The following is a 20,402-nucleotide window of genomic DNA, read 5'->3' on the forward strand; positions in this document are numbered from 1 at the left end:
AGCCCTCGCGGCGATCGCTGCGATCGGCATCGTCTGGGTGGCCGTCGCGGTCGGTTCCAAGCTCGACGGCGTGAACGAGGGCCTGCCCTCGGACCCGTTCGAGATCCTGTCGGGGCTTGCCCGCGGCACGGTCACCTGGTCCTCGTCCGCGACGATGATCGCCGCGGCCGCCGGCGGCGTCATCGTCCTCGTCGCTCTGTGGTTCCTCTGGATGAGGGCACTCGGCCGCAAGGGTCGCGCGAACGTCGACCGGGCTGCCCGCTACATGGCGACCGAACGAGACTTGGCGCCGATGCTGAGCAAGGAGGCGATGAAGAAGTCCAAGCGCCTGGGTGTTGACGGCTCGCCCGGCGTGCCAGTGGGGCGGCTCGTGTCGACGGGGAAGATGCTTTACGCCTCGTTCGAGGACATGATCACCGTCGTCGCCGGCCCCCGCGTCGGGAAGTCGACGTCGCTGGTCATCCCGGCGATCATCGCCGCCCCGGGCGCAGTCGTCACGACCTCGAACAAGCGCGACGTGCTCGACGCGACCCGTGACGTCCGCGAGAAGGACGGACCTGTGTGGGTGTTCGACCCGCAGCGCGTCGCCCGCGAGGACCCGACCTGGTGGTGGAACCCGCTGTCCTACGTCACTGACGACGTGCGCGCCGCGAAACTCGCGCAGTACTTCGCCTCGGGGTCCCGGGCGACGGACGCGAAGACGGACGCCTTCTTCGACGGCGCCGGACAGAACCTCCTCGCCGGCATGCTGCTCGCCGCAGCGGTCGGGCAGAAGCCGATCAGCCAGGTGTTCGCGTGGCTCACCGACGTCACCAACGAGGAGCCGGTGCGACTGCTGCGCTCCGGCGGATACCCGATGACCGGCGACGCGGTGCTCGGCATCATCCAGTCCACCGAGAAGCTGCGCGGGTCGGTCTACTCGACCGCGCAGGAGATGGCGGCGTGCTTGAAGAACACGCAGGTCGCGGACTGGGTGAACCCCCGCGGCACCGCGGACCCGCGGCCGCAGTTCGACGCGGCAGAGTTCGTTCGCGGCTCCGGCACGCTCTACTCCCTGTCGAAGGAGGGCGCCGGCACCGCCGGGCCCCTCGTCACCGCGCTCACCGCCGCCACTCTCGAGGCGGCGACCGACCTCGCCGACACCTCGCCCGGGGGCCGACTGCGCACGCCGCTCGTCGGGATCCTCGATGAGGCCGCGAACGTGTGCCGGTGGCGGGACCTCCCGGACCTGTACTCGCACTTCGGCTCCCGCGGGATCCCGATCATGTCGGTGTTCCAGTCCTGGTCGCAGGGCGTCGCCGTGTTCGGCAAGGAGGGCATGTTGAAGCTGTGGAGCGCGTCGAACGCGTTCCTCTACCTCGGCAGCGTGAAGGAGAACGACTTCCTCCAGAACGTCTCCGAGCTCGTCGGAGACTACGACCGCGAAACGACCTCCGCCAGCTACAACAAGGGCGTCCGCTCGACCTCGATCGCGTTGAAGCGCGAGCGGATCCTGACCGTGGACGAGCTCGGAGCGATGCCCCGCGGCCGCGCCGTGATGCTCTCCACCGGATCCAGGGCCGCGCTTCTGCGCACCGTGCCCTGGTACGAGGGCGCGAAGGAGAAGGTCGCAGCGATCAAGGCATCCATCGCCGCCCACGACCCCGCGACCGCGCCAGTACGCGACGCCGAGCCGACTCCTGTCGTAGCGACGGCCGCGCAGCCGGTCGTGACCAGCGCCGAGCCGGTCGTGGCGTCCGTCGAGCCGGCTCCGGCGATCGACCTCGCTGCTTCGATGCGGGCTCTGATGGAGAACGAGGACGCCCGGCGGACGGAGGCGCAGCATGACTGACGACGATCCGCTCGCGGGCGGAGACGTGCAGGAAGCTGCGGGCCTCTTGGCCGCCGTCGACGGGGACAGCGACACCGCGGCTGCGTCGCTGCTCGGCGCGTTCGACGTCGACACGATCGCCGCGAGAGAGGTCGCGGACATCATCACCGGGATCATCGCCGGGATGACGAAAGAGGCCCTCGAACGAGCGCTCACGCCCGAACGGGTCGAGCTGATTCAGGCCCGCGCAGAAGCGGCCGTGCAGCGCTCGTTCGAAGAGGACTCCGCCCCGACCCTCGTCTACGGATCCGCGGACGAGTGGCTGCGGAAGTACTGGCGGTACACGTACCGCCGCCGCGTCTCCGCCAAGGGCCAGGGAACCGGACGCTGGCGCGCCGACTGGTGGACCATCGATGAAGCAGTGCAACGCATCGAAGCGCTCTGGCGCAGCTGGGAAGCATCCCGCCTCGACGCAGGGCTCGGGATCAGCGCCTGGTGGATCAATCACGCCGAGCCACACATGGCCGCCCTGCTGTCTACAGAAGGACCGTTCACGGGCGCGACGGACGAGAATCTCCCGGGGGAGCCGCTGCCCTACGAGTCACCACCCGACGGGATGTTCGATCCCGATAATCAGCCATAGTTCAAGCCGCTCGTTCGCGTCTCTGGTCAGTGCTGCAAGCAGCGCCTAGACGGCTCGGACGAATGGGCGCTACCTCGCACGAACCCCCGGCGAGTAGCCAGCACCACCAGGAGGCAGCTGCTGTTGAACCCGCCCCTCCCTAGACACGACCTCTGTGTAAGGCCGATGCGTTCAGCTCGGCATCCGACTCAAAACGTAAGCGGCCCCCGCCGAGCTCGTCGACGGGGGCTGCTTGCAGCATGCTCTGATCAGTTGAACTGGACCCACTCGCACGTCGATCCGCACCGCACGGACCAGGCCTGCGAGCCGTTGCGTCCGGTGTTGTCGACCCACACGTAGATCTCTCCTCGAGCGACAGTCGCGCCCGGGGCGTAGACCTGGCGAGAGTACGACCAGCCGGCAGTGTCGTTCTCGGCGGCCGTCTGAACCGGCTGGTACATCTTCTTACTCGTGAAGCGGTTCGGGCCGTACCACTCGAGCCAGTTCGTCTGGCAGGTCGGCGAGTAGACCATGCTCACCGTGCCGCCGAGGATCGCCTTGGACGAGATGGCGTACGCCCCGCGACCGCACCCCTGCTGGTACGGCAGCGTGTTGTTGTACCCGGACCCCGACAGCGCCTGCGCGGGCGTCGCCAACGTCAGGGTCAGAAGGACCGCGAACAGCGCCGCGACCGCCCCCATGATCCCGCGTCGGCGAGTAGCCGGCGAACCGCTCTGTCCAGCTGGCCGCCGCGCCAGAATCGTTCCACTCATGGTGCCTTCTCCCTCGCTCATGCCCACCAAATTGGTAGTGAGACGAGGGTGCCCGGGCCGGTACGTTGTGGGCGAACACCCCCAACGCAGATTGGCAAAAAATGCCACGAGAACGCCGTCCTCCGGGTCGCCATGACACTCAACGACAGCAGTTCGGCGATGAGCTGAGATTTTGGCGGGAGAAACGTGGCCTGTCTGCAGCGGAGCTCGCGCGGCGGATCGCGCGAGATCGGCGGACAGTGAGCGCGGCCGAGGAAGGCCGTGACATTCCCTCAGAATTGGTGGTTCTCCTGCTTGAAGACATCCTCGACACACAGGGCCTCCTGATCGCCCGGTACGAGTCTGTGCTCATGGAGAAGAGACGACTGCGTCTGCTGCGCGTGACAACAACCACCACGCCGTCTCCAGCTGCCAACGCCCTCGATGAGAGCATCTTCCTCGAGGAGACCGTTGCGGACGGCACATTGATGGCTCCCGGCCAGCGCTTCACCAAGACGTGGACACTTCAGAACGTTGGCAGCGTGCCATGGCGCGATAGGCGATTGACCCGGGTAGGCATCGCGTCCGGAGCTGGACTGATCACGACACCACTGCAGGTTCCGATAACGGACACCGACCCAGGCGAAGAAGTAGTCATCGTCGTCCCATGCGTCGCGCAATACGTCGAAGGCGCCAGCATCGCCTCCTTCAAAATGACCGATCCAGCGGGCAGGCTGTACTTCCCCGATCGATACTTCGTGGGCGTGCAGGCTCAGGTCGTTGTTGTGCGCGGTATGAGCCCGCAGGAGGTCCCAGCCGACCACGACCGCGGGACCCACGATGCTGACGCACCGCCACGACGGGACAACGAGGCCTTTCCAGCTCGAAAACTGACATAACGTCGATTATCGGATATTGCGCATAGTGGGAAAGGGCCGGTCGGGTCATCAGCAGCTGCACCTCGGGGTTAGTTCGACCCTGGTCACACCTGCTGGCGTGATTGAGTACCCTCGGCGGGGAACAGAGCCTGAAGCGCTCCCGATCCCAAAGCCCGGATCGACTTCTGCGCTCCTCAGCGTGCTACTCAATGTCGGGACTTGCTACATCCCTGGTGAAGGCGTCGACGATGGAGGCCTCATCGGGCAGCGCTGCTTGGGCTTCCTCGGAGAGCTCGTAGCGGCTGACCGCGACCGGCTGGGTGGTGGAGGCCAGGGCGTAGCGGACGACGGCGTCGTTCTTGTCAGTGACGACGAGGATCCCGACTGTCGGTTCATGCTTGCCGAGGACGCGCAACTTGTCGTCAACCAGAGCGACATAGAAGCCGAGCTGTCCTGCATCTCGCGGATCGAACTTCGTGGTCTTCAGCTCGACGACGATGTAGCGGAGCTGGTCGACATGGAAGAACAGGAGGTCGACGAAGAAGTCGTCGCCGTCGACCTCGAAGTGCACCTGTCGGCCGACGAACGCGAACCCTGGCCCGAGCTCGCGGAGGGTGTCCGCGATACGGACGACCATGCGCTCCTCCAGCTCACGCTCCGTGGCGTCGCTGTCGATCGCGAGGAAGTCCAGCGCGTACGGATCACGAGTGATCTGCTGAGCGAGTGCAGAGTCGACCGGCGCGAGAGTGCCGGCATAGTTGCTCGGCGCTGCAGCTTCTCGCTCGTGCAGCCGAGTCTTGATCTGGTGCCCGAGGACCGGCCGGCTCCAACCATGAGCGACGTCCTTCGCTGCGTACCACTCGCGCAACTCCTGGTCGTCGAGCTTGTCGAGCAGCTCGGTGATGTGACCCCACGGCAATTGTCCAACGGGTCGTTGGACAATGGCGTCCTCGTCCGGCCATGCCGCCGCGAAGCGACGCATGTAGAACAGGTTCGCACGGGAGAACCCCTTCATTGAGGGGAACTCCGCCCGCAAATCCTCGGCGAGTCGCTCGAGGACGCTGCTCCCCCACGGCTCCCGCTGCTGACGCTCGAGAATCGTCGACCCGATCTGCCACCACAGTCGCAACAGCTCCGTGTTCACCTTCCGCTGTGCCTGGAAGCGAGCAGCGTGCACGTGCCGCTTCAACTCGTCCAGAGTCGCGCGGTACTCACTCGGAATCATCGCCGTCATGCCAGCCACGCTCTCACACCGCCACTGCGGCCGACGGTTCAGTCATCGAGACGCCGTCGACTGGATCGCCGACAGTAACTAGCGCGCCTGCTCGCTGCGCTCCGGTGATCGCGCAGCTGAACGACCACGGCTGGTCTTCGGCACGTTCACACGTCCGGACTGTGCGACAGCTTCGCTCGCTGGCCGGCCCTGGGCGACGTCGGCGCGCATGCGCACGTCGATGACGTCCTGCGGGATCCCGTGGGCCTTCATCTCGTTCGCGGAGGCCGTGCGACGAGCGGCGCTGTCGTACGACAGCTGGCTCTCGGAGCGCAGCGCATCTGCCCGCCCCTCGGCGCCGACCGGAACGGCGTCAGCGGAACGATCACTCTGGGAGGGCAAGGGCTCGTTGCGGAAGTAGGCGGCCTCGTCGCGGTTCTCCGCAGCGTCGGAGCGCAGCTGTTCCGGGGTCAGCGTCGCTGTTCCGCCGGCATCCGCCTCGCGATCGAACCGGTCTGCCTCGCTCAGCAGGAAGTCGACGTTCTCGTCAACGTCGCCGCTGTCGAGAGCCAGTTGGTAGTTGTTATCGAACCTGCCGAGCCGAGCGGCTTCCGCGTCGGCCGCGAACTGATCGAGACGCCCGGCCTCGACGTCGGCCGCGATGGACTGGTTGAGGTCTCCACCGGCGGCGGCGAGCTCGGAGGCTGCGGTGTTGTCGGCGGCGGTCTGCGCACCGGCGCCGTCCCGGTAGAGCTGCGCCTGAGCGCGCGCGTCGTCCGCGAGCGCACGCAGCTGGTCGGGCGTCTGCTCGGAGGTTCCGCCCTCCTCGGCCTGCACCTCGTACTCGCGCGCGTGCAGCTCGAGCGCGGCCGCCTGATCGATGTTCTCTTGACCGTTCTCCGCTCCGCCCTGGTCGGTCGGCGTGGTCGGCCCGTCCCGCGTGGCGTCGGCGCGGCGCTGGTCGGCGTCCATCATCCCGGCGACGGCTGCGGCTTCGACGGTTGTCTCGACGCTCTCCGCCCGTCCTCCGTCGACGGCCGCGCGCTGGTCCTCGGTGAGGAGCTGCGGGAACTTCTCAGCGATCGCAGCGTCCACCGCCGCGTCATGGCCGGCCAGGGCCTTCACCTCGTTCAGCGGGTCCGCAGAGCCGGACTCGGGTACCCGATCGGTGGCCTCAGCGGCTGCGACGACGGCGAGGGCCTTCTCAGCGGAAAAGTCGGCCGGCTGGTCGCCGCGCAGCTTGTCCGCGATATCGGCGACGTCGACGCCGTAGCGGTCCTGGACTTCACGCGCGATGGTCTGTGTGGCACGTTCGGCCACAGGGTCGAGGTCCTTCCACTGCTGCGCCGTGGAGAGGACGTCAGCGACCTGCTGCAACTCGGTGCGCTGCCACCAGTCGGGCCGGTCCACAACGGCGATCTGCGCACGCGCGACGTCGCGCTCGGCGGAGAACCGAGCGGCGAGAGCGCGCGCGTCGGCCTCGCTCTTGCGCAGCGCTTCACGCGCCAAGTCCTCCCGCAGGCGGGCGAACTTGTCGCCCAGCTGGAGCGCGACGGTCAGCGCGACCCTCGCCGACTGTCCGACCTCATCCTCAACGCTGTCCCCATCGCTCATAGCTCTGTCCCCTCTCGCTATCTCTCGAAACCGTCGCGCTCACGCGTGCCGGGAGTCTTCGTGGTCGGCACCTGTACCGCCGGCTCCGTCGCGGGAGTCAAGCGCGTGGGTACCGGCCCGCCGCGACCCGCGGCGAGGTCGGCGCGCTGCTTCGCGGCCTGCTGCTCCGGGGCGAGCGCGGCGACCTGGTTGGCGGTGATCTGAGCGGTGTAGCCGTCGCGGACGACGGTCAGGCGCTGCGTCATCATCCGCGCGAGCTCCTGCGACCGGTGCAGGTCCCCGACCGCCTTCGCGGCGCGGAAGATCGATGCGGTGGTCTGCGCGAGCCGCTTCAACAGAAGAGCCTCCGCGGCCGCGTTCTGGCCTCGCTTGGCCTGCACCAGGATCAGCGCGGCGGTCGTCGCCATCGACGGCATCGCGACAGGTCGCGGCCGCGACTCGCCCGCTCGCAGCTGCGCGGACCGGGCCAGCGTCCGCGACGCCTCGGCCAACGGTCCCGGCGTCGGTTCCAGGCGCCGCGACCACGCCGCGTACGCACCCGACGTCTCGCGGGCGACGTGCGCCCAGGTGGCCTTATCGGACGGGTCGACGGAGGCGATGTAGTCGTGCAGCCGGCGCATGTCCTCGGCGTACATGGCGAAGAACTTCGGAGACATCTCGCTCTCCTCGCGCCCCGGGCTCACCGGCCGGTACTGCCACGGATTCTTCGACGTCGCGCGCCATTCCTGCACCGCTTCGGTCGCGGACTCAGGACGGTCCGGCCATCCCTTCCGCAGCTCCGGGAGCGTCAGGTCGCGGGCGATCCTGCCACCTCCGTGCCAGACGACGGGCTGTCCCTTCTCCGGACGCAGCGCCACGGAGTAGCCGACCACGACGTCGTCACGTCCGACCGCGAACCGCGGACGGATCAGGATGCCCTCGCGGCGCATCCGACGCACGAACTCGCCCTCGTACTGCGACGCGGTAGCCGCAGCTCGAAGGCTCCGCTCCAACCGCTTCGCGTCGACCTCGGTCGCGCCACGGCGCGATGCAGACTCGCGCTCGGCCGGCTTCTCGCCGCGCTGCGCACCTGCGCGCTCGGACTCATGCAGCGGCTGCAACTCGAACTCCCGCTCGAGCTCCCGGGTGATCGTCTGCGCCTTCGAGAAGTCGTGATGGACAGACGCCTTCGTGCCGTCCTCGCGCACCAACGACACGGCGATGTGCACGTGGTCGTTGCCGTTCTTCGACAGGCCATGACGCACCGCGACCCACCGGCAATCGGCCTTGCCAATGTCGGCGCCGGCGAACCCCATCCGCTCCACGAACCGCTCGGAGATCTCGGCCCACTTCTCATCCGAAAGCTGGCCCTCCTCCGCGCTGATCGAGAGCGAGCAGTGCCACACGTCAGCGTCGACACGCTCCTTCGACGTCACACCCGTCTCCGGATCCGTGACCTCCTTGACGCGGGTGACCGACGTTCCGAAGACGCGGCGCGGCTCGTCCAGATCGGTAGCGATCGCGAGGGCTGCTGCGCGGTCCAACTCGCCGTAACCGTACTCCGCCATGACCGCGCCGTTACCAGCGACCAAGTGCGGCTCCTCGTGCTCGTTCGCCCGACCCTCACCCTGCAAGTAGGTCATCAGTCCGGACATGCGCCCACCCCGGGTCACGTTCGGGATCACGCGCCGGCCAGCCTCTTCATCGCCGCCCGATACTCCGACACAACCGCGCGGTACTCAGCGATCGCCGCTTCCGCCTCGTCGGGGAATCGGCTCTCCGTGTTCGCGAACCGGGCGAGCTGGTTGAGGTTGTTCGAGACGTACCCCATCGTGCTGCGAATGTTCATCAGATCCGCGGCAACCGACTTGAACTCCGCATCAGTGATGACCGCATCCTCGGCCGTCGCGGACTCGAACAGCAACCGCGGCACCGTCACCTCACGCACGATTGCCCGAGCCCGAAGCTGCGCATCCTCCTCGGGCGTGACCATGACGACGTACCGCTTCTCGCGGCGAGACTCGCCACCCGCGTTCGCACGTCGCTTGCGACCGAACAGACGGTGCTCACTCGACTCGGACACGAGCGTCACCATCCCTTCGGGGCCCAGCGCAGCGAACCCGCCAACTGGCGGGGACCATACGGCAAGTATGCCGAGGATCGCCGCGCAGCGGAAGGACGAGAAGCGAGTTACGGCACGTAAGTTTATAGCTTGCTCCAAAAAAGCTACTCACCCAGAGCGCAGCGCAGGTGCAGCACTGGGTCCGAAGGGAACCCGACCGTCTCGGCCGGAGAAGCCGAAGCCGAGACGTCAAATCCGCGCCTTCCGGATGACGGTGGTGGCGGCTAGCCTTTCCGCATGAGCGACCACACGAGGAACCCTGACGACGCCGCCGACGCCGCCCGCCGACTGCTCGAACAGAGCGTCGAGAAGCGCGTCGAGGCGGTCCGCACGATCGTCTCCGCCGCCAACGACACCGACACCGCACGCGCCACCCTTAGCGACGCGCAGAACCGGCACAGCAAGGCATGGGCTGACGCCCTCGCCGCCGGATGGTCGGAGAAGGAACTCCGCGCAGCAGGAGTGCCGCGACCCGAGCAGACTCGCGCTCGCGTCACTCGCTCGCGACGCACGACGTCGGCGGAGGGAACCACCGCCGAATCGACCCAGAGTGACAGCTCCGCGTCAATCGAGAACGCTGCATGACCGACGACGAAGCTGCCGCGCTCCACGGCCAGGTCCGCGCCTGGGCGGAGGGGGCCAACCCACTCGCGGCCGCCGTCGAACTGCTGATCCGATCGGGCCTCGTGTACGCCGGCGCTCCATGGGTCAAGACCGACAACGCCTGGAAGACGAGCGCCGTCGACTTCGACCGCCTCGGCTACGAAATCGGAGCGCTCAGCGGAGGCGAACAGCGCGTCGCGCGGATCGCCTCGTCGCTCGGACAGGGCGTCCCTGTCGACCTCCGAGAGGACATCGCCGGCCTCGACCTCGAACACACGCGACTGGTCCTCGCAGCGATCGCGCACGCCGCCGGACTCGGAGAGCCCGGCACGACGATCCAAACCGTCGACGGAGTGCCGACGATCGTCCCCCGCGACGCCCTGGCGTCGTGGCCGAACGAGTAGAACGCTCGCGCACGAAGACCGCCCTCGTCGCGTAGGAACCCCCCGCTCGAGCAGTCATGCTCGCGGGGGCTTCTCCCGCCCGCGACCTGCGCGCCGGCTGCGGTCCGGCCGTCCATCCGACGCTTCACTCTTGCCTACGCCGGCCGACCGTCAAGAGCGCTGTGCGTCCCTCCGGGATGCCCCTTCGGGGCACTCCTGACGGCCACCCGACTCCGGCATCGCGCCGCTTATCGGATGGATGGCCCCAGTGCATGCTCAGCCCGAGAGCGCAGCTAGCCCGGCGCTCAAGCGCACGGAGATGTCCAGTTAGAGCGGGATGATCGTTCGCGTTCTTCCCGCTGGAGGACGCTCCGTGGGACGGAACGCCGCCCGTGCAGCCACGGTCCTTTCGTCTAGACCAGTCGCCCGCATGAGGACGCGATCGGGCGCGGAGCGACCGGAGGGCCATCGACGTGTCTCCGCCGGCGGATACAGCGGCAACGCCGCGTCACGAAGGGTCCAGATTCGCTCCGCCACGCGGTCTCGATGATCGCCGCTCGCCACGACGACACACAGCGACTTCAGCCAGTGCTGAGCGATGCCGCCCGAGAGGTCTGGGGCACGCCAGTACGACGAGGCGGCGGTCCCCGGAGCGCGAACCGTCGGGTCCTCGGCAGCGCTCACCAGCCATACAGCAGCCTCCGCCGCCTCGAGGCCGTCTTGTCGGAAACGTCTGGCTGCGGCGGGAGCGTAGGGCTCCCCATCCGGGACCAGTTGCGCGCGGAGGATCGACGCGATGATCGCCCAGCTCGCGACGGCCTCCGTGGTCGCCCGATCGAAGTAGACCGACTCACCGCGGATGATGTTCACGACCGTGGGCAGCGCCGCGTCTTCAAGACCGGCCATCCAGACGTTGTTGCACTCGTAGCAGAGCCACTTGCCCTGAGAGAAGATCATTCCGATGCCCGACTCCCACCTGTCGACGGTCGCCTCCGCGCGGCCATCGACATTCGTCAGCGTCTGGTGAGCAGCCCTCTCCTGACCGAACTCCGCGCGCAACGTGCGGCCGTAGATGTGCGAACGGGTCAGTCCCTCGGAGCCGCAGAGGATGCAGGTCGGCCGAACCTGCGGCGCGCCCCTCACGAGTCGAGCTCGACGGGCAACGGAAGAGTGACCGGAGCTGATCGAGCGTCCGCGAGGTCGGCGCGCTGCAAGGCGCGATACACCGTAGACCGACCCACGGAAAACTGCTCAGCCAACTCCGCGATCGAGTAGTTGCCCGACCGACACTCCGCGACCAAGTGCGCCTCGATCTTCGGGCTCAGCTTCGGCTTCTTGCCGCGCAGTCGCCCCTTCGCCTTCGCGACCTTCATTCCCTCGCGAGTGCGCGCCCTGATGAGGTCGCCCTCGAACTCCGCGATCATCGCAAGCACGTTGAACAGCAGTCGGCCGATCGGGTCGTGCGGATCGTGCAGCGACCCGCCGATGTTCAGACGCACACCCCGGCGCGTGAGTTCGTCCACAATGTCGCGCGCGTCACTGATCGACCGTGCTAGTCGGTCGAGCTTTGTCACGTACAACGTCGAACCCACGTCGCACGCGGCAAGAGCTTCGCGCAGCGCCGGCCGGTCGCGGTTGGAGCCCGTGAGGCCAGCGTCGACATAGATCCGCTCGAGCGGAACACCCCCGGCCGCCAGCGCGTCGCGCTGCGACTGGGCGTCCTGCTTGTCGGTTGAAACGCGCGCGTAACCCACCAGCTCAGCCATACTCCTAGTGTCCCAGTCAGCACCCCCTCATCGGACAATTCACCGGGCGGGTCTTACGGGACAATTCGCCGACTAGCGCCCCTCGAGTGACGACGGTGCTCGATCTCGCCTGCACGAGTGCTCCCACTCCTGTGCACAAGCGGAAGTCGGTCGACGCATCCTTCGGCCGCAACGTCTTCCGAGAGCGGGCGACGTCGCCGGAGGCGACGGCGGTGAATCGCGTCCGGTGAGCCACCCCCTTACGGGACGCCGCCTGCCGACGAGAGATCCGGCTCAACGGTCTCGACGACGCACTCTCGACACGCGTACAGGGATTCCAACTCCGGGCTTCGCTGGCATGTACCCGTAGTTGTCCGCCCACAGCTCCGGCTCGCTCGCGCGGTCGATCCAACGCAGCGAGTACACCCGACCCCGGACGTCGACCGAACCTCCGAGTAGTTCATCGAAGACCGACTCATCACCCAGCTCGAAACCGTCCTCGTACGGCGGGCCCACGCGCGGATGGGATTCATCGAAAGCAGGCTCATAGAAAAACGTCCACGCGATCCCCCATCGCGGATCACTCAGCTCCCGCCTCCACCACGGGCCGCTGGCCGCGAGGTGAGCACCGACCTGCACCGAGAAGTAGCCCGCTAGCTCACCCTCGAATGACGCCTCAGCGACAGCCTCGCGAAACCGCTCGAGCTCAGGACGCAACTGCGGCGAATCGCGCTTACTCGAGTGGAAGAACATTCGCTGACGGTACTGCGCCGAACACGCCACAGCCACCAGGCTGCTCAGTGGGTGACCGGCCACCCATCCCCTTTCGGGACGCGCGTGGTGGGTAGCGTCCGCCCTACTCTGACGGGATGGAACTGCGGACCGCGAAGACCCTCGGCATCCTCGCGATGGTGATCGGCACCCCAGTCGCCCTCCTCACCCACACGATCGGCTGGATCCAGACCGGCTGGGACCCGGCCGCCGTGCAGTGCCAGCACAGCGAGTACCCCGACGGGATCGACCTCTACTCCAGCCGCGTGTCGGGCGAGAAGATCCTCTACCCGCTCGGCCTGTCCTGCACCTACGCAGCCAGCGAGACCTCACCAGGAATCACCATCCGTCACTACAGGTGGGACGCCACCGCCCTCTTCACCGCAGCCGCCGCACTCGCTCTCGCGGGAACCGTCGTCGCGCTCAGAGCCGAACGCAAGCAGGAGCTCATCACCGAGTCGAAGGAAGAACGAGCGACGACATAGCGCAGCGCCCCCTCTGCCGGTCAACGATCCCGTAACGGGACGTTCCTGGCTCCAGGAGCGACAGTGACGTCACCCTCGATCTAGCGCCGGTTGCACGACGCTGATGAGAGCCAGCACGATCACCACGGCGGCGGTGACTGTTGCTGCCATGAGTGCTTGGCGAGCGGGCGAGTCGAAAAGCCCCGGCGCTTCGTCCGGCTCTAGGTCAGCGGAGTGAGCGCCCTTGGACGCAGCGGCGCGGATGGAACGGCCCTCCTGTTGCCCTTCGCGCACGCTCCTCTCAGGAGGAAGCTGGTGACGCAAGCTCGGGTAAGCCGTTGCCATGATCATGAGTGGAACGAGGACGACGAGAACGAGTGGTTCGTCCCACAAGTCGGGCCACGTGTTCAGCAACACGATCGCGACGACGACGAGCAGTAGCGCATAGGCGGATGCGTAACGCAACACCCGCGAACTGATGGACACGTGCTCAGTATGACGGCACGGCACGACCACCAGCCGACCCTATTACTGGTTAACAACCGCGGCCGAGAGGAGGGTCGCCAGACAGCAGGTGAGAAGCCTAACGATTCGATGTGGACCTGGCGCGCTCAGGAAGCAGATTCTCGGCGCAAGAGAATCTCCTGCAGGTCATGGATGCTTTGTAAGTCCGGGGCACGCCTCACCGTGTTCATGTAGGTAGCGATTACCGCGAGCGGCGCCGTAATGACGAGCAAGCCGACGGAAATCGGGGTAAGAGCCTGCGTGGAGGGGCCCCCGAACAAAAGATTGCCCAGCAGCAGGCCTCCCGCGAGACCGGCCGCCAGACCGAAGTCAAAACTGGCCCGCGCTCGTCGACGCACTCGACGGCACACTGCCGTGATCATCTCTTCCAACTCCGCGCTCGATCGGTCATTCAGGTCCACGCGCGGAGAATACCCGCCTGAGACCTAGCGCGCTTGCCACTCGCCAGAGAGATCCTGGCATCGCTGAGCTGATGCCGCACGCGACAGCCCGGCGGGGGGCGGTGTCGCCCTGCTCTCGGCCGCGACGCACAGCGCGACTGAGATCAACACCCGCCGGCAGCGGCCCATTGAACGATCTCCATAAGGGTCGAGGCGGTGTCGGGTGGGAGACTCTGCGGTAGTTTCACGACCGAGGGTGGTCATGGTGGAAGTGCTCAAGGGCTCGAGCCTGCTCGCGTCGGGTGTTGTGATCGCCGTGATCTGCTCGCTGTTGCAGTTTCAGGCCGGCGTTCGTGCAGATTTGAATCAGACAGGGGGCCAGCTCAGCCCAGTCCTGCTCGTGGGAATTCTGATCGGATTTGTCGTCTCAGCCGTCGGCGCGATTCAGCTGTTCCAGTGCTACGAACGGTGGGTCACCGCTTCCGCTAGCCGCCGTGCGAAGCCTGCGGACCTGGTTCCTCGGCGTAGGTGAGGTAGCACCGCACGACCGCGTGTCCCCCGCCACATGCGCACCGCTGGGTGCTACGTGAGACGCTGGGTGCTATGTGAGACGCTGACTGCTATGGGAATTCTTGCGAGTGTGTTTGGTGCTGGTTCCGATGAAGAGGCGGGCGCGGCGCTGTCGGGATCGGACGGTCTCGTCTGCGACATAGATCCGACCGGACTCTGGGAGCTCGAAGGCATCCTGACCTCGACACCAGCGCTCGAGGTTCCCGCGGCGCAGTACCAGCCGGTTGCGGCGACCGATGACTACGAGAGCTTCGTCATCGCAGTCAGCACCGGCCTGGGTGGCGCGCTAGACGCCGCAGGTGAGACGGGTCGTGCCGCCGCAGCGCGGCAGTGGGAGGATGCGTCGTCCGAGCTCGAGGGATGGTCACCCGAGCAGGTGCACCGCCTCGTCGAGGATCTCGCTTCGACACTCGCCTCAATCGCCGCGGCCGGTCAGCGCCCCTACCTGCGGGTGAGTGTCTGATCTGTGAACTGAGCTGAGTCAAGAAGTTACTCCGCTGGGACATCAACTAGATGAGGTGGAAGGTGCGGCGTCGGCTCAGTGCCCAGACGAGTGCGCCGGCGAGGAGCACCGCGCAGGTCAGCCCGGCGACGTGCAGGACGAGCGACGGCATTCCGTTCTCGGGGAGCAGGAAACCGTACGGCACCCACCCGTCGGTCGCTCCGCGGACGAGCACGACGACGACCCAGACGATCGGGTAGGGCAGGACCACCCACAGCCGGCGCCAGGAGAGCGGTCCGCGGTCGGCGAGGACGATCCAGTCGAGGAGGACGAGCGCGGGGAGCACCACGTGCAGGACGGCGCTGACCCAGGGCGGAGCCGTTCCGGTACCGGGAACGAGGGTGTTGTAGATCACGGCGACGACGATCGAGTAGGCCGTCGCCGCGCCGCGGACGTAGCTCAGCCACACCGGCGTCGGACGGCGGGCGAGCGCGACCGATCCGGCGACGATGAGCACCGCGCTCGCGAGGAGGCTGGTCTGGTTCGTGAAGTAGCCGAAGTAGTCGAACGGATTCGGATCGCCGGCCGCGATGCTCAAGGCGTAGGTGTGGAGGATCACCGCGATCGCCGCTGAACCGACGGCGACGCGAGCAGCGCCCACGAACGGGCGGGTCGGTGCCGGGGAACTCATCGGGTCAGCCTAAGAGCCGGTGGGCTTCTTGATGACCCGCGACAGACACTCCCCTTTCGGAACGGCGCTGCGCATTTCAGGCCGAGACGCGACCATGAGGCAACGCTAGGGCAGGCAGGGACCGCAGCGTGCACATTCAAGGCCGCGACAATGCTCAGGTGGCAGCGTGAACCAGGAGCTGGGCAGCCATGCCAGTGAGGACGATGAGCCCGACGCCCGTCCACGGGATCCACGCGCTGACCCCGCGCGGCCCGACTTTGAAGAGGAACGCCGCGATCACAGCCACGGAGACGCCGAGGGCGCCGAAGAAGCCGACCGCCATGCCCGCATCAGCCAGTCCGCGGTCGCAGGGCCTCGCGCTTGCGCACGAGTCCGTCGCGAAGCCCATTAGGACGCTGCTCACCATCGTCCACAAAACGGCAGGTAGGAGCACGACGACACCGAGGCCGACCGCCCACCGGTTCGCTCGGTCGCTGGAGTCGTCCACGCCCGTCACCGTACGCCCTCCGAACCGACGTCGTCATAGCCCGTTCATCGGGGCGACGACGCTGTCCCTTCTCGGGTAGTCACACCGTGGTGTATAGGCTCGCAGCAGCCGGTCATCGGCTTCCCGTGAGGAGAGAGCTGTGCGCCCTGCCGGAGTGCTTGTCCTAGCCCTGAGCGCTGTGTGCGTCGCGGGAGCCGGCGCAGCGGTGATCGTCGGCCTCGCATCCTCGTCGTCGCAGAACGAGGCGATCGCGACGGCACTGATCTCAGACCTCGAGCACCGGAACGCTCAGAGCCTGGTCGAAGGATCGCCGCAGCTCACCGGCCTCGGCGTCCCGGAATCGACCTCGACGCCGGGGCGGCTTGCGGTGATCGTGGAGGATGACGCCCGGCTGCGCGTTCAGCGAGACCGCTACCTCGAGCTCGGGGAGTCCTTCACGGCGTTCGAGACCGACGTGTCGCTGGACTCGGTGCAGATCACGGGCGACTCGGCCACGGTGACGTTCACCGAGAGCACGACCCTTCAGCGGAGCCCGTACGAGACCGGCGAAGCGGCTCCGGAGTACGCCTACTCGTTCCCGCAGGAGGCGACGCTGCGCCTACACGCGGGCACCTGGTCAGTCGACACCCTCACGCACGAGACGGCGCACACCCCGGCAGACTTCCCGGAAACCGTCGCACCGGACGTCTCCCCCACCAGCTGACACGGCATCACTCCCCAGGAGCATCGCCCGGACCTGACCGGTGAACGCTCGAGACGCGGAGTGGCGGTGAACTGCGCAGCAGCATCCAGCTCGGATGACGCTCGGGCAGTGCGCAGGTGGCTCTACTGTGGCGGTGCGGTCGAGAAGTGGGGACTTCGCTGACGCCGCACGCGACAGACCGGCGAGGGGCCGCCGGTGTCGCCCTGCTCTCGGCCGCGACCCGTAACGCGGCCGAGAGCAGCACCCGCCGGCTCACCGGCCCGATGAACGATCCCCTACCGGGATAGTGCAACTCGGAGAAACGGTGCGACCCTGACTGCATGGCTTCTGACGCGAATCTCGTTCCGCTGATCGTCACACTCGGGCACATCGGCGACGACAGCCTCCAATTGCGGTTTCCTCCAGAGTACAGCGAGGAAATTTTGGAACTGCTGGACGAGCACGACATTGACCACAACACGGCGGCGGAGTTTTCCGCTGGTCCGGTGGAGTGGATCGAGGTCGTCAAGGTCCTCGGTGCCGCCGCAGCGGGCGTCGGCGGGCTACGCGGTCTAGCCGCTGTCATCACAGCTTTCGTCCGCCGCCACCAGGACAAGAGGTTCATCTTCAAGCGCGGGGATTTGGAAATCGATGCGGCTGGGTACTCGCAAAAAGCCGTCGAATCTATGTTGCAGAAGCTTCCCGCAGAACAAGCGGCGCGGGACGCCGAGACTCGGCGCATCCTGGGTACATCCGCTGAGGATGATGGCTCCTCCGGGCCTTCGCACAAGTAGCGCCCCGAAGAAGATCACGAAAGACTCCAGACCATCGTCCAGACCCGCTGGCCCATCCCCCTACGGGACGCTTTGCAAGGTCTAGGCGCTCTGGTTGATCGGGAAGGTCAGCACAGCACTCACGGTCGTGATCGTTGCGACGATGAGGAATCCGGTGAGGCCGGCAGCGACACGACGCGTGCCGCGCCCATCCCAGCTCGGGCGGGCCCCGACGATGAGGCACACGAAGGACAGTGCGGCGCCGAGGCCCACCAGAAGGAACCACCCCATGAACAGCCCCTCGGGCTGAGAGAAGCAGTCGCGAGCAGGGTTGTCTCGGAAGATAAGGAAGTCTCGATACACCGGGATGCACCACCCGAATGCGAGCACCGACAGGCCAGCCCCTGCCGCCCCGAGAACGCCACTGACGAGCGCGCCGACAACACCGACGACCGAGAGCGCGGGCGCAGCAGCGTCGAGCCGCTTCGGAGTGACGTCTTCGACCATCGGTCTGCCCTAGACGCCCTTGCTCGCGTAGCGCTGCTCGCTGTCGATGGGCCCGAGGTGCAGAATGCTGCCTCTGCCGTCGCAGAGCGGAAGAGCGCCCGTCTCGATGCGCTTCGCGGCGGAGGCCCCTGGGATGGTCACCTCGAGCGCTTCGGCGTCCTCGCGCTGCTCGCAGGAGGCGATCGTGTCGGGTGAGTCGTCCCAGAAGACCCACGAGTACGCAGACGCTCCAGGCGCGAGCTCGACGGAGACGTCTTCGACGTCGTTGAGGTCGGAGTGCTCGACGGTCGTGACCGCTGCGCCGGCGGAATCGATCGCGGCCGGCTCGAGGTATCCGACGAGCGTGCAGGACTGCGGACCCGCGTTCGTCAGGACGAAGTACCCGCTGCGCCCGGATCCAATTTCAGCGTCCAGGTCCACGGTGATTGCGTCCTGGCAGGCCGTCGCCATCGCTGCGGGCGTCTGCGAAGGACTCGGTGACGGCGTGGTCACCGTCGCAGTCGACGTCGATGTCGCGACGGATGCCGACGGCGACGAGTCGGCACCCGCTTCCGCGGTTCCTCCCGCGCCGGTGCAACCGGTGAGGACGAGAACGAGCGCGGCGCCCATGACGAGGGCCGGACGTGCGCGGTGGATCAGCATGACCGAACACTAGGGGACTGGAAGCGCGGATCGAGCGCAGTCGAGTCGACATGCCCGTTGCGCGATCCTCTTACAAAATGCGCGCCAACGAAGTCGCACTTCGTGCCAGCCTCAGCGCGGAGTTCCACGGCCGACGAGGATCCGTGGTGTGAAGATCAGCATCGACGGTGAGCACTACCTCCTTCAGCGGAGCGCCTTCTGGGCCGAGACGCCGGACGTCATCGGAATCTACGGCTGCGCCGAGCGGGCCCGGGAAGTGGCCGGGGAAGCAGTGGGCGCGCCGCCCGGTCCCGATCGGTGGGTTCTCGAGACGTGGAGCGGCGGCGAGCTGCGCAGCAGCGTTCGGCTCGAATGACGTTCGGGCAGCACGCTGGTGGCTCTACTGTGGCGGTGCGGTCGAGAAGTGGGGACTTCGCTGACGCCGCACGCGACAGACCGGCGAGGGGCCGCCGGTGTCGCCCTGCTCTCGGCCGCGACGCACAGCGCGGCCGAGAGCAGCACCCTCCGGCTCAGCAGCCCGTTGAACGATTCCCATACGGAAGGGTCCGCCGGCACCAGGCCGTTGGGAAATCGGGCTCTAGTCGAAGAGGGTCTTTCGCACGTCCTCCACGAGGTTCTCGACTGCAAGCTCAGGCAGCGCTCGGCTGAGAAGGTCGCCTCGCCTGATGACGATCATGGGTACGACGACCTCTCCAGTCGGCCCCTGAGCAACGAGCTCGATCACGCGGTAGATCCGGGCCCCGTCCTGCAGCAGACCAGGCCGGACCGCCATAACGCGCTCTCTCCGCAGGACAATCACGGCGCGAGGACGAGAGGCACCCATGAAGAAGCGGACTGTCGAGCTCTGATCGATGGCCATCGTCGCGGAAACCCCTGGGATGATCCGGCTCCGCATCCCGAGGTCGCGAGCCGCAACAGCGAGGGACGTCTTGGTCACGATGGGAACGAGCAATGATCCCGGACGCCTGCGGAGGATCTCGCTCTCGCGTTGCACGGTCCGTCGAGAGACGACCGATCCGCCCACTGCGATGATCGCCATCGCCCCGATGATTCCGCCGATCATCGCCAGCCACGTGCTGCCGGTTCGGGAACTGTGGGTCAGCGCATAGGCATTGACGATCAGCCCCACGACGACAACGAGGAGCGGCAGGAGGAGGACCCGTGGCCTGCCCTCAAGAGGTCGGCGCGTCAATCGACACTCCTTCGGGATCGGCAGCACTGGTCAGACGATGCGATGTCCGTCACGGCCGGAGGGGAAGAACGAGTGAATCGCGGATCGACTCTAAACCGACCCGGCAGGAGGTCTAAGCCGCCCCGCTGCGCGATCCGCTGGCTGGCCCCGCGCCATCGTCGCAGCGCTTCATGCCAGGGCCACTGCGGCGTCCTGCGATCGGCGAGGATCCGTGGCGTGAGTATCAGTATCGACGGCGAGCACTACGTACTTCTGCGGAGCGCCTTCTGGGCCGAAACGTCGGTAGTCAGTGGGGTCTACGGCTGCGCGGAGCGGGCCTGGGAAGCGGCACGGGCCATGGCGGACGCACCGCCCCGACCTGATCGGTGGGTTCTTGAGACGTGGAGCGGCGGTGAGCTGCGCAGCAGCGTCCAGCTCGACTGACGCTCGGGCAACGCGCCGGGGGCTCTACTGTGGCGGTGCGGTCGAGAAGTGGGGACTTCGCTGACGCCGCACGCGACAGACCGGCGGGGGGCCGCCGGTGTCGCCCTGCTCTCGGCCGCGACGCACAGCGCG

At 67.1% G+C, this 20,402-nt stretch carries 27 protein-coding genes; 12 read left to right on the forward strand and 15 right to left on the reverse strand.

From position 1 onward, the window contains the following. Together C5C56_RS15835 and C5C56_RS15840 are read left to right on the forward strand one after the other, a co-directional pair. Window positions 1-1,831: type IV secretory system conjugative DNA transfer family protein (locus C5C56_RS15835; RefSeq protein ID WP_104319921.1), on the forward strand; the 1,831-nt coding region annotated here is incomplete at its 5' end. Beyond that, the gene (locus C5C56_RS15840; RefSeq protein WP_104281113.1) at window positions 1,824-2,453 is read left to right on the forward strand and encodes a DUF4913 domain-containing protein; all 630 of its coding nucleotides are present in this window, start codon (window positions 1,824-1,826) and stop codon (window positions 2,451-2,453) included. The genes C5C56_RS15835 and C5C56_RS15840, both read left to right, overlap by 8 nt. Window positions 2,454-2,701: 248 nt before the next feature. Here the strand turns inward: C5C56_RS15840 and C5C56_RS15845 are convergent, their stop codons facing one another. Further along, complete coding sequence (locus C5C56_RS15845) at window positions 2,702-3,133, reverse strand: DUF2690 domain-containing protein (protein WP_104248186.1); 432 nt, start codon at window positions 3,131-3,133, stop codon at window positions 2,702-2,704. A 173-nt stretch (window positions 3,134-3,306) separates the two neighbouring features. Between C5C56_RS15845 and C5C56_RS15850 the strand changes: the two genes are divergently transcribed. Continuing rightward, window positions 3,307-4,083 carry an NBR1-Ig-like domain-containing protein gene (locus C5C56_RS15850; RefSeq protein WP_104248185.1) on the forward strand — a complete coding sequence of 259 codons (777 nt, stop codon included), beginning with the start codon at window positions 3,307-3,309 and terminating at the stop codon, window positions 4,081-4,083. A gap of 181 nt (window positions 4,084-4,264) precedes the next feature. Here C5C56_RS15850 and C5C56_RS15855 read toward each other — a convergent pair whose 3' ends face one another. The 4 genes from C5C56_RS15855 to mobC form a co-directional block, all read right to left on the reverse strand. Next, window positions 4,265-5,296: a YhcG family protein gene (locus C5C56_RS15855; protein ID WP_104248190.1), complete on the reverse strand. Its 1,032-nt coding sequence runs from the start codon at window positions 5,294-5,296 to the stop codon at window positions 4,265-4,267. Between the two features lie 78 nt (window positions 5,297-5,374). Continuing rightward, entirely contained in the window at window positions 5,375-6,889 is a 1,515-nt protein-coding gene (locus C5C56_RS15860; protein WP_104281114.1) for a hypothetical protein, read from the reverse strand. Window positions 6,890-6,906: 17 nt separating this feature from the next. After that, the gene (locus C5C56_RS15865) at window positions 6,907-8,460 is read right to left on the reverse strand and encodes a relaxase/mobilization nuclease domain-containing protein (RefSeq protein ID WP_146082436.1); all 1,554 of its coding nucleotides are present in this window, start codon (window positions 8,458-8,460) and stop codon (window positions 6,907-6,909) included. Between the two features lie 89 nt (window positions 8,461-8,549). Beyond that, the gene (gene mobC / locus C5C56_RS15870) at window positions 8,550-8,963 is read right to left on the reverse strand and encodes a plasmid mobilization relaxosome protein MobC (RefSeq protein WP_104248182.1); all 414 of its coding nucleotides are present in this window, start codon (window positions 8,961-8,963) and stop codon (window positions 8,550-8,552) included. 264 nt (window positions 8,964-9,227) lie between these two features. Between mobC and C5C56_RS15875 the strand changes: the two genes are divergently transcribed. Further along, complete coding sequence (locus C5C56_RS15875) at window positions 9,228-9,575, forward strand: hypothetical protein (RefSeq protein WP_104248181.1); 348 nt, start codon at window positions 9,228-9,230, stop codon at window positions 9,573-9,575. Beyond that, window positions 9,572-9,997 (forward strand): hypothetical protein, encoded by a 426-nt coding sequence (locus C5C56_RS15880; protein ID WP_104261730.1) that lies wholly within the window; start codon window positions 9,572-9,574, stop codon window positions 9,995-9,997. Before C5C56_RS15875 ends, C5C56_RS15880 begins: the two co-directional genes overlap by 4 nt. Window positions 9,998-10,303: 306 nt before the next feature. On the opposite strand, the gene C5C56_RS15885 is transcribed toward C5C56_RS15880, so the two are convergent. The 3 genes from C5C56_RS15885 to C5C56_RS15895 form a co-directional block, all read right to left on the reverse strand. Beyond that, window positions 10,304-11,035, reverse strand: a complete 732-nt coding sequence (locus C5C56_RS15885) for a hypothetical protein (RefSeq protein ID WP_146086511.1) — start codon at window positions 11,033-11,035, stop codon at window positions 10,304-10,306. An 80-nt stretch (window positions 11,036-11,115) separates the two neighbouring features. Continuing rightward, window positions 11,116-11,742, reverse strand: a complete 627-nt coding sequence (locus tag C5C56_RS15890; RefSeq protein WP_104248178.1) for a recombinase family protein — start codon at window positions 11,740-11,742, stop codon at window positions 11,116-11,118. Between the two features lie 273 nt (window positions 11,743-12,015). Next, window positions 12,016-12,474 (reverse strand): hypothetical protein, encoded by a 459-nt coding sequence (locus C5C56_RS15895; RefSeq protein ID WP_146076582.1) that lies wholly within the window; start codon window positions 12,472-12,474, stop codon window positions 12,016-12,018. A gap of 116 nt (window positions 12,475-12,590) precedes the next feature. Here C5C56_RS15895 and C5C56_RS15900 point away from each other — a divergent pair, with 116 nt between their 5' ends. Further along, window positions 12,591-12,977 carry a hypothetical protein gene (locus C5C56_RS15900; protein ID WP_104250056.1) on the forward strand — a complete coding sequence of 129 codons (387 nt, stop codon included), beginning with the start codon at window positions 12,591-12,593 and terminating at the stop codon, window positions 12,975-12,977. A gap of 69 nt (window positions 12,978-13,046) precedes the next feature. Here the strand turns inward: C5C56_RS15900 and C5C56_RS15905 are convergent, their stop codons facing one another. Continuing rightward, window positions 13,047-13,442: a hypothetical protein gene (locus C5C56_RS15905; RefSeq protein WP_104250057.1), complete on the reverse strand. Its 396-nt coding sequence runs from the start codon at window positions 13,440-13,442 to the stop codon at window positions 13,047-13,049. Between the two features lie 125 nt (window positions 13,443-13,567). Further along, window positions 13,568-13,882, reverse strand: coding sequence for a hypothetical protein (locus tag C5C56_RS17640; RefSeq protein ID WP_146082437.1), 315 nt, complete (start codon window positions 13,880-13,882; stop codon window positions 13,568-13,570). 241 nt (window positions 13,883-14,123) lie between these two features. On the opposite strand from C5C56_RS17640, the gene C5C56_RS15910 reads away from it, so the two are divergent. Together C5C56_RS15910 and C5C56_RS15915 are read left to right on the forward strand one after the other, a co-directional pair. Further along, complete coding sequence (locus C5C56_RS15910) at window positions 14,124-14,393, forward strand: hypothetical protein (protein WP_104248173.1); 270 nt, start codon at window positions 14,124-14,126, stop codon at window positions 14,391-14,393. 90 nt (window positions 14,394-14,483) lie between these two features. Continuing rightward, window positions 14,484-14,894, forward strand: coding sequence for a hypothetical protein (locus C5C56_RS15915; protein ID WP_104248174.1), 411 nt, complete (start codon window positions 14,484-14,486; stop codon window positions 14,892-14,894). Between the two features lie 46 nt (window positions 14,895-14,940). Here C5C56_RS15915 and C5C56_RS15920 read toward each other — a convergent pair whose 3' ends face one another. Next, window positions 14,941-15,564 carry a Pr6Pr family membrane protein gene (locus C5C56_RS15920; protein ID WP_104297769.1) on the reverse strand — a complete coding sequence of 208 codons (624 nt, stop codon included), beginning with the start codon at window positions 15,562-15,564 and terminating at the stop codon, window positions 14,941-14,943. Between the two features lie 154 nt (window positions 15,565-15,718). Beyond that, entirely contained in the window at window positions 15,719-16,051 is a 333-nt protein-coding gene (locus C5C56_RS15925; RefSeq protein ID WP_146082438.1) for a hypothetical protein, read from the reverse strand. A gap of 178 nt (window positions 16,052-16,229) precedes the next feature. Between C5C56_RS15925 and C5C56_RS15930 the strand changes: the two genes are divergently transcribed. Together C5C56_RS15930 and C5C56_RS15935 are read left to right on the forward strand one after the other, a co-directional pair. Then, window positions 16,230-16,754: a hypothetical protein gene (locus C5C56_RS15930; protein WP_104297771.1), complete on the forward strand. Its 525-nt coding sequence runs from the start codon at window positions 16,230-16,232 to the stop codon at window positions 16,752-16,754. 320 nt (window positions 16,755-17,074) lie between these two features. Next, a complete protein-coding gene (locus C5C56_RS15935) occupies window positions 17,075-17,527 on the forward strand; it encodes a hypothetical protein (RefSeq protein ID WP_104297772.1) in 453 nt (150 codons plus the stop codon). Between the two features lie 81 nt (window positions 17,528-17,608). On the opposite strand, the gene C5C56_RS15940 is transcribed toward C5C56_RS15935, so the two are convergent. After that, on the reverse strand, window positions 17,609-18,013 hold the full coding sequence (locus C5C56_RS15940; RefSeq protein WP_104297773.1) for a hypothetical protein: 405 nt from the start codon (window positions 18,011-18,013) through the stop codon (window positions 17,609-17,611). A gap of 9 nt (window positions 18,014-18,022) precedes the next feature. Next, the gene (locus C5C56_RS15945) at window positions 18,023-18,655 is read right to left on the reverse strand and encodes a DUF4232 domain-containing protein (RefSeq protein WP_104288891.1); all 633 of its coding nucleotides are present in this window, start codon (window positions 18,653-18,655) and stop codon (window positions 18,023-18,025) included. Between the two features lie 148 nt (window positions 18,656-18,803). On the opposite strand from C5C56_RS15945, the gene C5C56_RS15950 reads away from it, so the two are divergent. After that, window positions 18,804-19,010: a hypothetical protein gene (locus C5C56_RS15950; RefSeq protein ID WP_104288892.1), complete on the forward strand. Its 207-nt coding sequence runs from the start codon at window positions 18,804-18,806 to the stop codon at window positions 19,008-19,010. A gap of 222 nt (window positions 19,011-19,232) precedes the next feature. Here the strand turns inward: C5C56_RS15950 and C5C56_RS15955 are convergent, their stop codons facing one another. After that, on the reverse strand, window positions 19,233-19,784 hold the full coding sequence (locus tag C5C56_RS15955; protein ID WP_146082439.1) for a hypothetical protein: 552 nt from the start codon (window positions 19,782-19,784) through the stop codon (window positions 19,233-19,235). 279 nt (window positions 19,785-20,063) lie between these two features. Between C5C56_RS15955 and C5C56_RS15960 the strand changes: the two genes are divergently transcribed. Next, window positions 20,064-20,270 carry a hypothetical protein gene (locus tag C5C56_RS15960; protein WP_104248267.1) on the forward strand — a complete coding sequence of 69 codons (207 nt, stop codon included), beginning with the start codon at window positions 20,064-20,066 and terminating at the stop codon, window positions 20,268-20,270. The last annotated feature ends 132 nt before the right edge of the window (window positions 20,271-20,402 follow it).

The sequence above is a fragment of the Rathayibacter sp. AY1D1 genome, from assembly GCF_002932635.1.
Classification (GTDB): domain Bacteria; phylum Actinomycetota; class Actinomycetes; order Actinomycetales; family Microbacteriaceae; genus Rathayibacter.

Bases quoted from the DNA above. Each gene is read 5' to 3' on its own strand.
- C5C56_RS15875 (WP_104248181.1), top strand. From the start codon at position 9,228: ATGAGCGACCACACGAGGAACCCTGACGACGCCGCCGACGCCGCCCGC.
- C5C56_RS15840 (WP_104281113.1), top strand. From the start codon at position 1,824: ATGACTGACGACGATCCGCTCGCGGGCGGAGACGTGCAGGAAGCTGCG.
- C5C56_RS15850 (WP_104248185.1), top strand. From the start codon at position 3,307: ATGCCACGAGAACGCCGTCCTCCGGGTCGCCATGACACTCAACGACAG.
- C5C56_RS15895 (WP_146076582.1), bottom strand. From the start codon at position 12,474: ATGTTCTTCCACTCGAGTAAGCGCGATTCGCCGCAGTTGCGTCCTGAG.
- C5C56_RS15855 (WP_104248190.1), bottom strand. From the start codon at position 5,296: ATGACGGCGATGATTCCGAGTGAGTACCGCGCGACTCTGGACGAGTTG.
- C5C56_RS15860 (WP_104281114.1), bottom strand. From the start codon at position 6,889: ATGAGCGATGGGGACAGCGTTGAGGATGAGGTCGGACAGTCGGCGAGG.
- C5C56_RS15845 (WP_104248186.1), bottom strand. From the start codon at position 3,133: ATGGGGGCGGTCGCGGCGCTGTTCGCGGTCCTTCTGACCCTGACGTTG.
- C5C56_RS15900 (WP_104250056.1), top strand. From the start codon at position 12,591: ATGGAACTGCGGACCGCGAAGACCCTCGGCATCCTCGCGATGGTGATC.
- C5C56_RS15940 (WP_104297773.1), bottom strand. From the start codon at position 18,013: ATGGTCGAAGACGTCACTCCGAAGCGGCTCGACGCTGCTGCGCCCGCG.
- C5C56_RS15910 (WP_104248173.1), top strand. From the start codon at position 14,124: ATGGTGGAAGTGCTCAAGGGCTCGAGCCTGCTCGCGTCGGGTGTTGTG.
- mobC (WP_104248182.1), bottom strand. From the start codon at position 8,963: ATGGTGACGCTCGTGTCCGAGTCGAGTGAGCACCGTCTGTTCGGTCGC.
- C5C56_RS15890 (WP_104248178.1), bottom strand. From the start codon at position 11,742: ATGGCTGAGCTGGTGGGTTACGCGCGCGTTTCAACCGACAAGCAGGAC.
- C5C56_RS15935 (WP_104297772.1), top strand. From the start codon at position 17,075: ATGGCTTCTGACGCGAATCTCGTTCCGCTGATCGTCACACTCGGGCAC.
- C5C56_RS15915 (WP_104248174.1), top strand. From the start codon at position 14,484: ATGGGAATTCTTGCGAGTGTGTTTGGTGCTGGTTCCGATGAAGAGGCG.
- C5C56_RS15880 (WP_104261730.1), top strand. From the start codon at position 9,572: ATGACCGACGACGAAGCTGCCGCGCTCCACGGCCAGGTCCGCGCCTGG.
- C5C56_RS15945 (WP_104288891.1), bottom strand. From the start codon at position 18,655: ATGCTGATCCACCGCGCACGTCCGGCCCTCGTCATGGGCGCCGCGCTC.
- C5C56_RS15920 (WP_104297769.1), bottom strand. From the start codon at position 15,564: ATGAGTTCCCCGGCACCGACCCGCCCGTTCGTGGGCGCTGCTCGCGTC.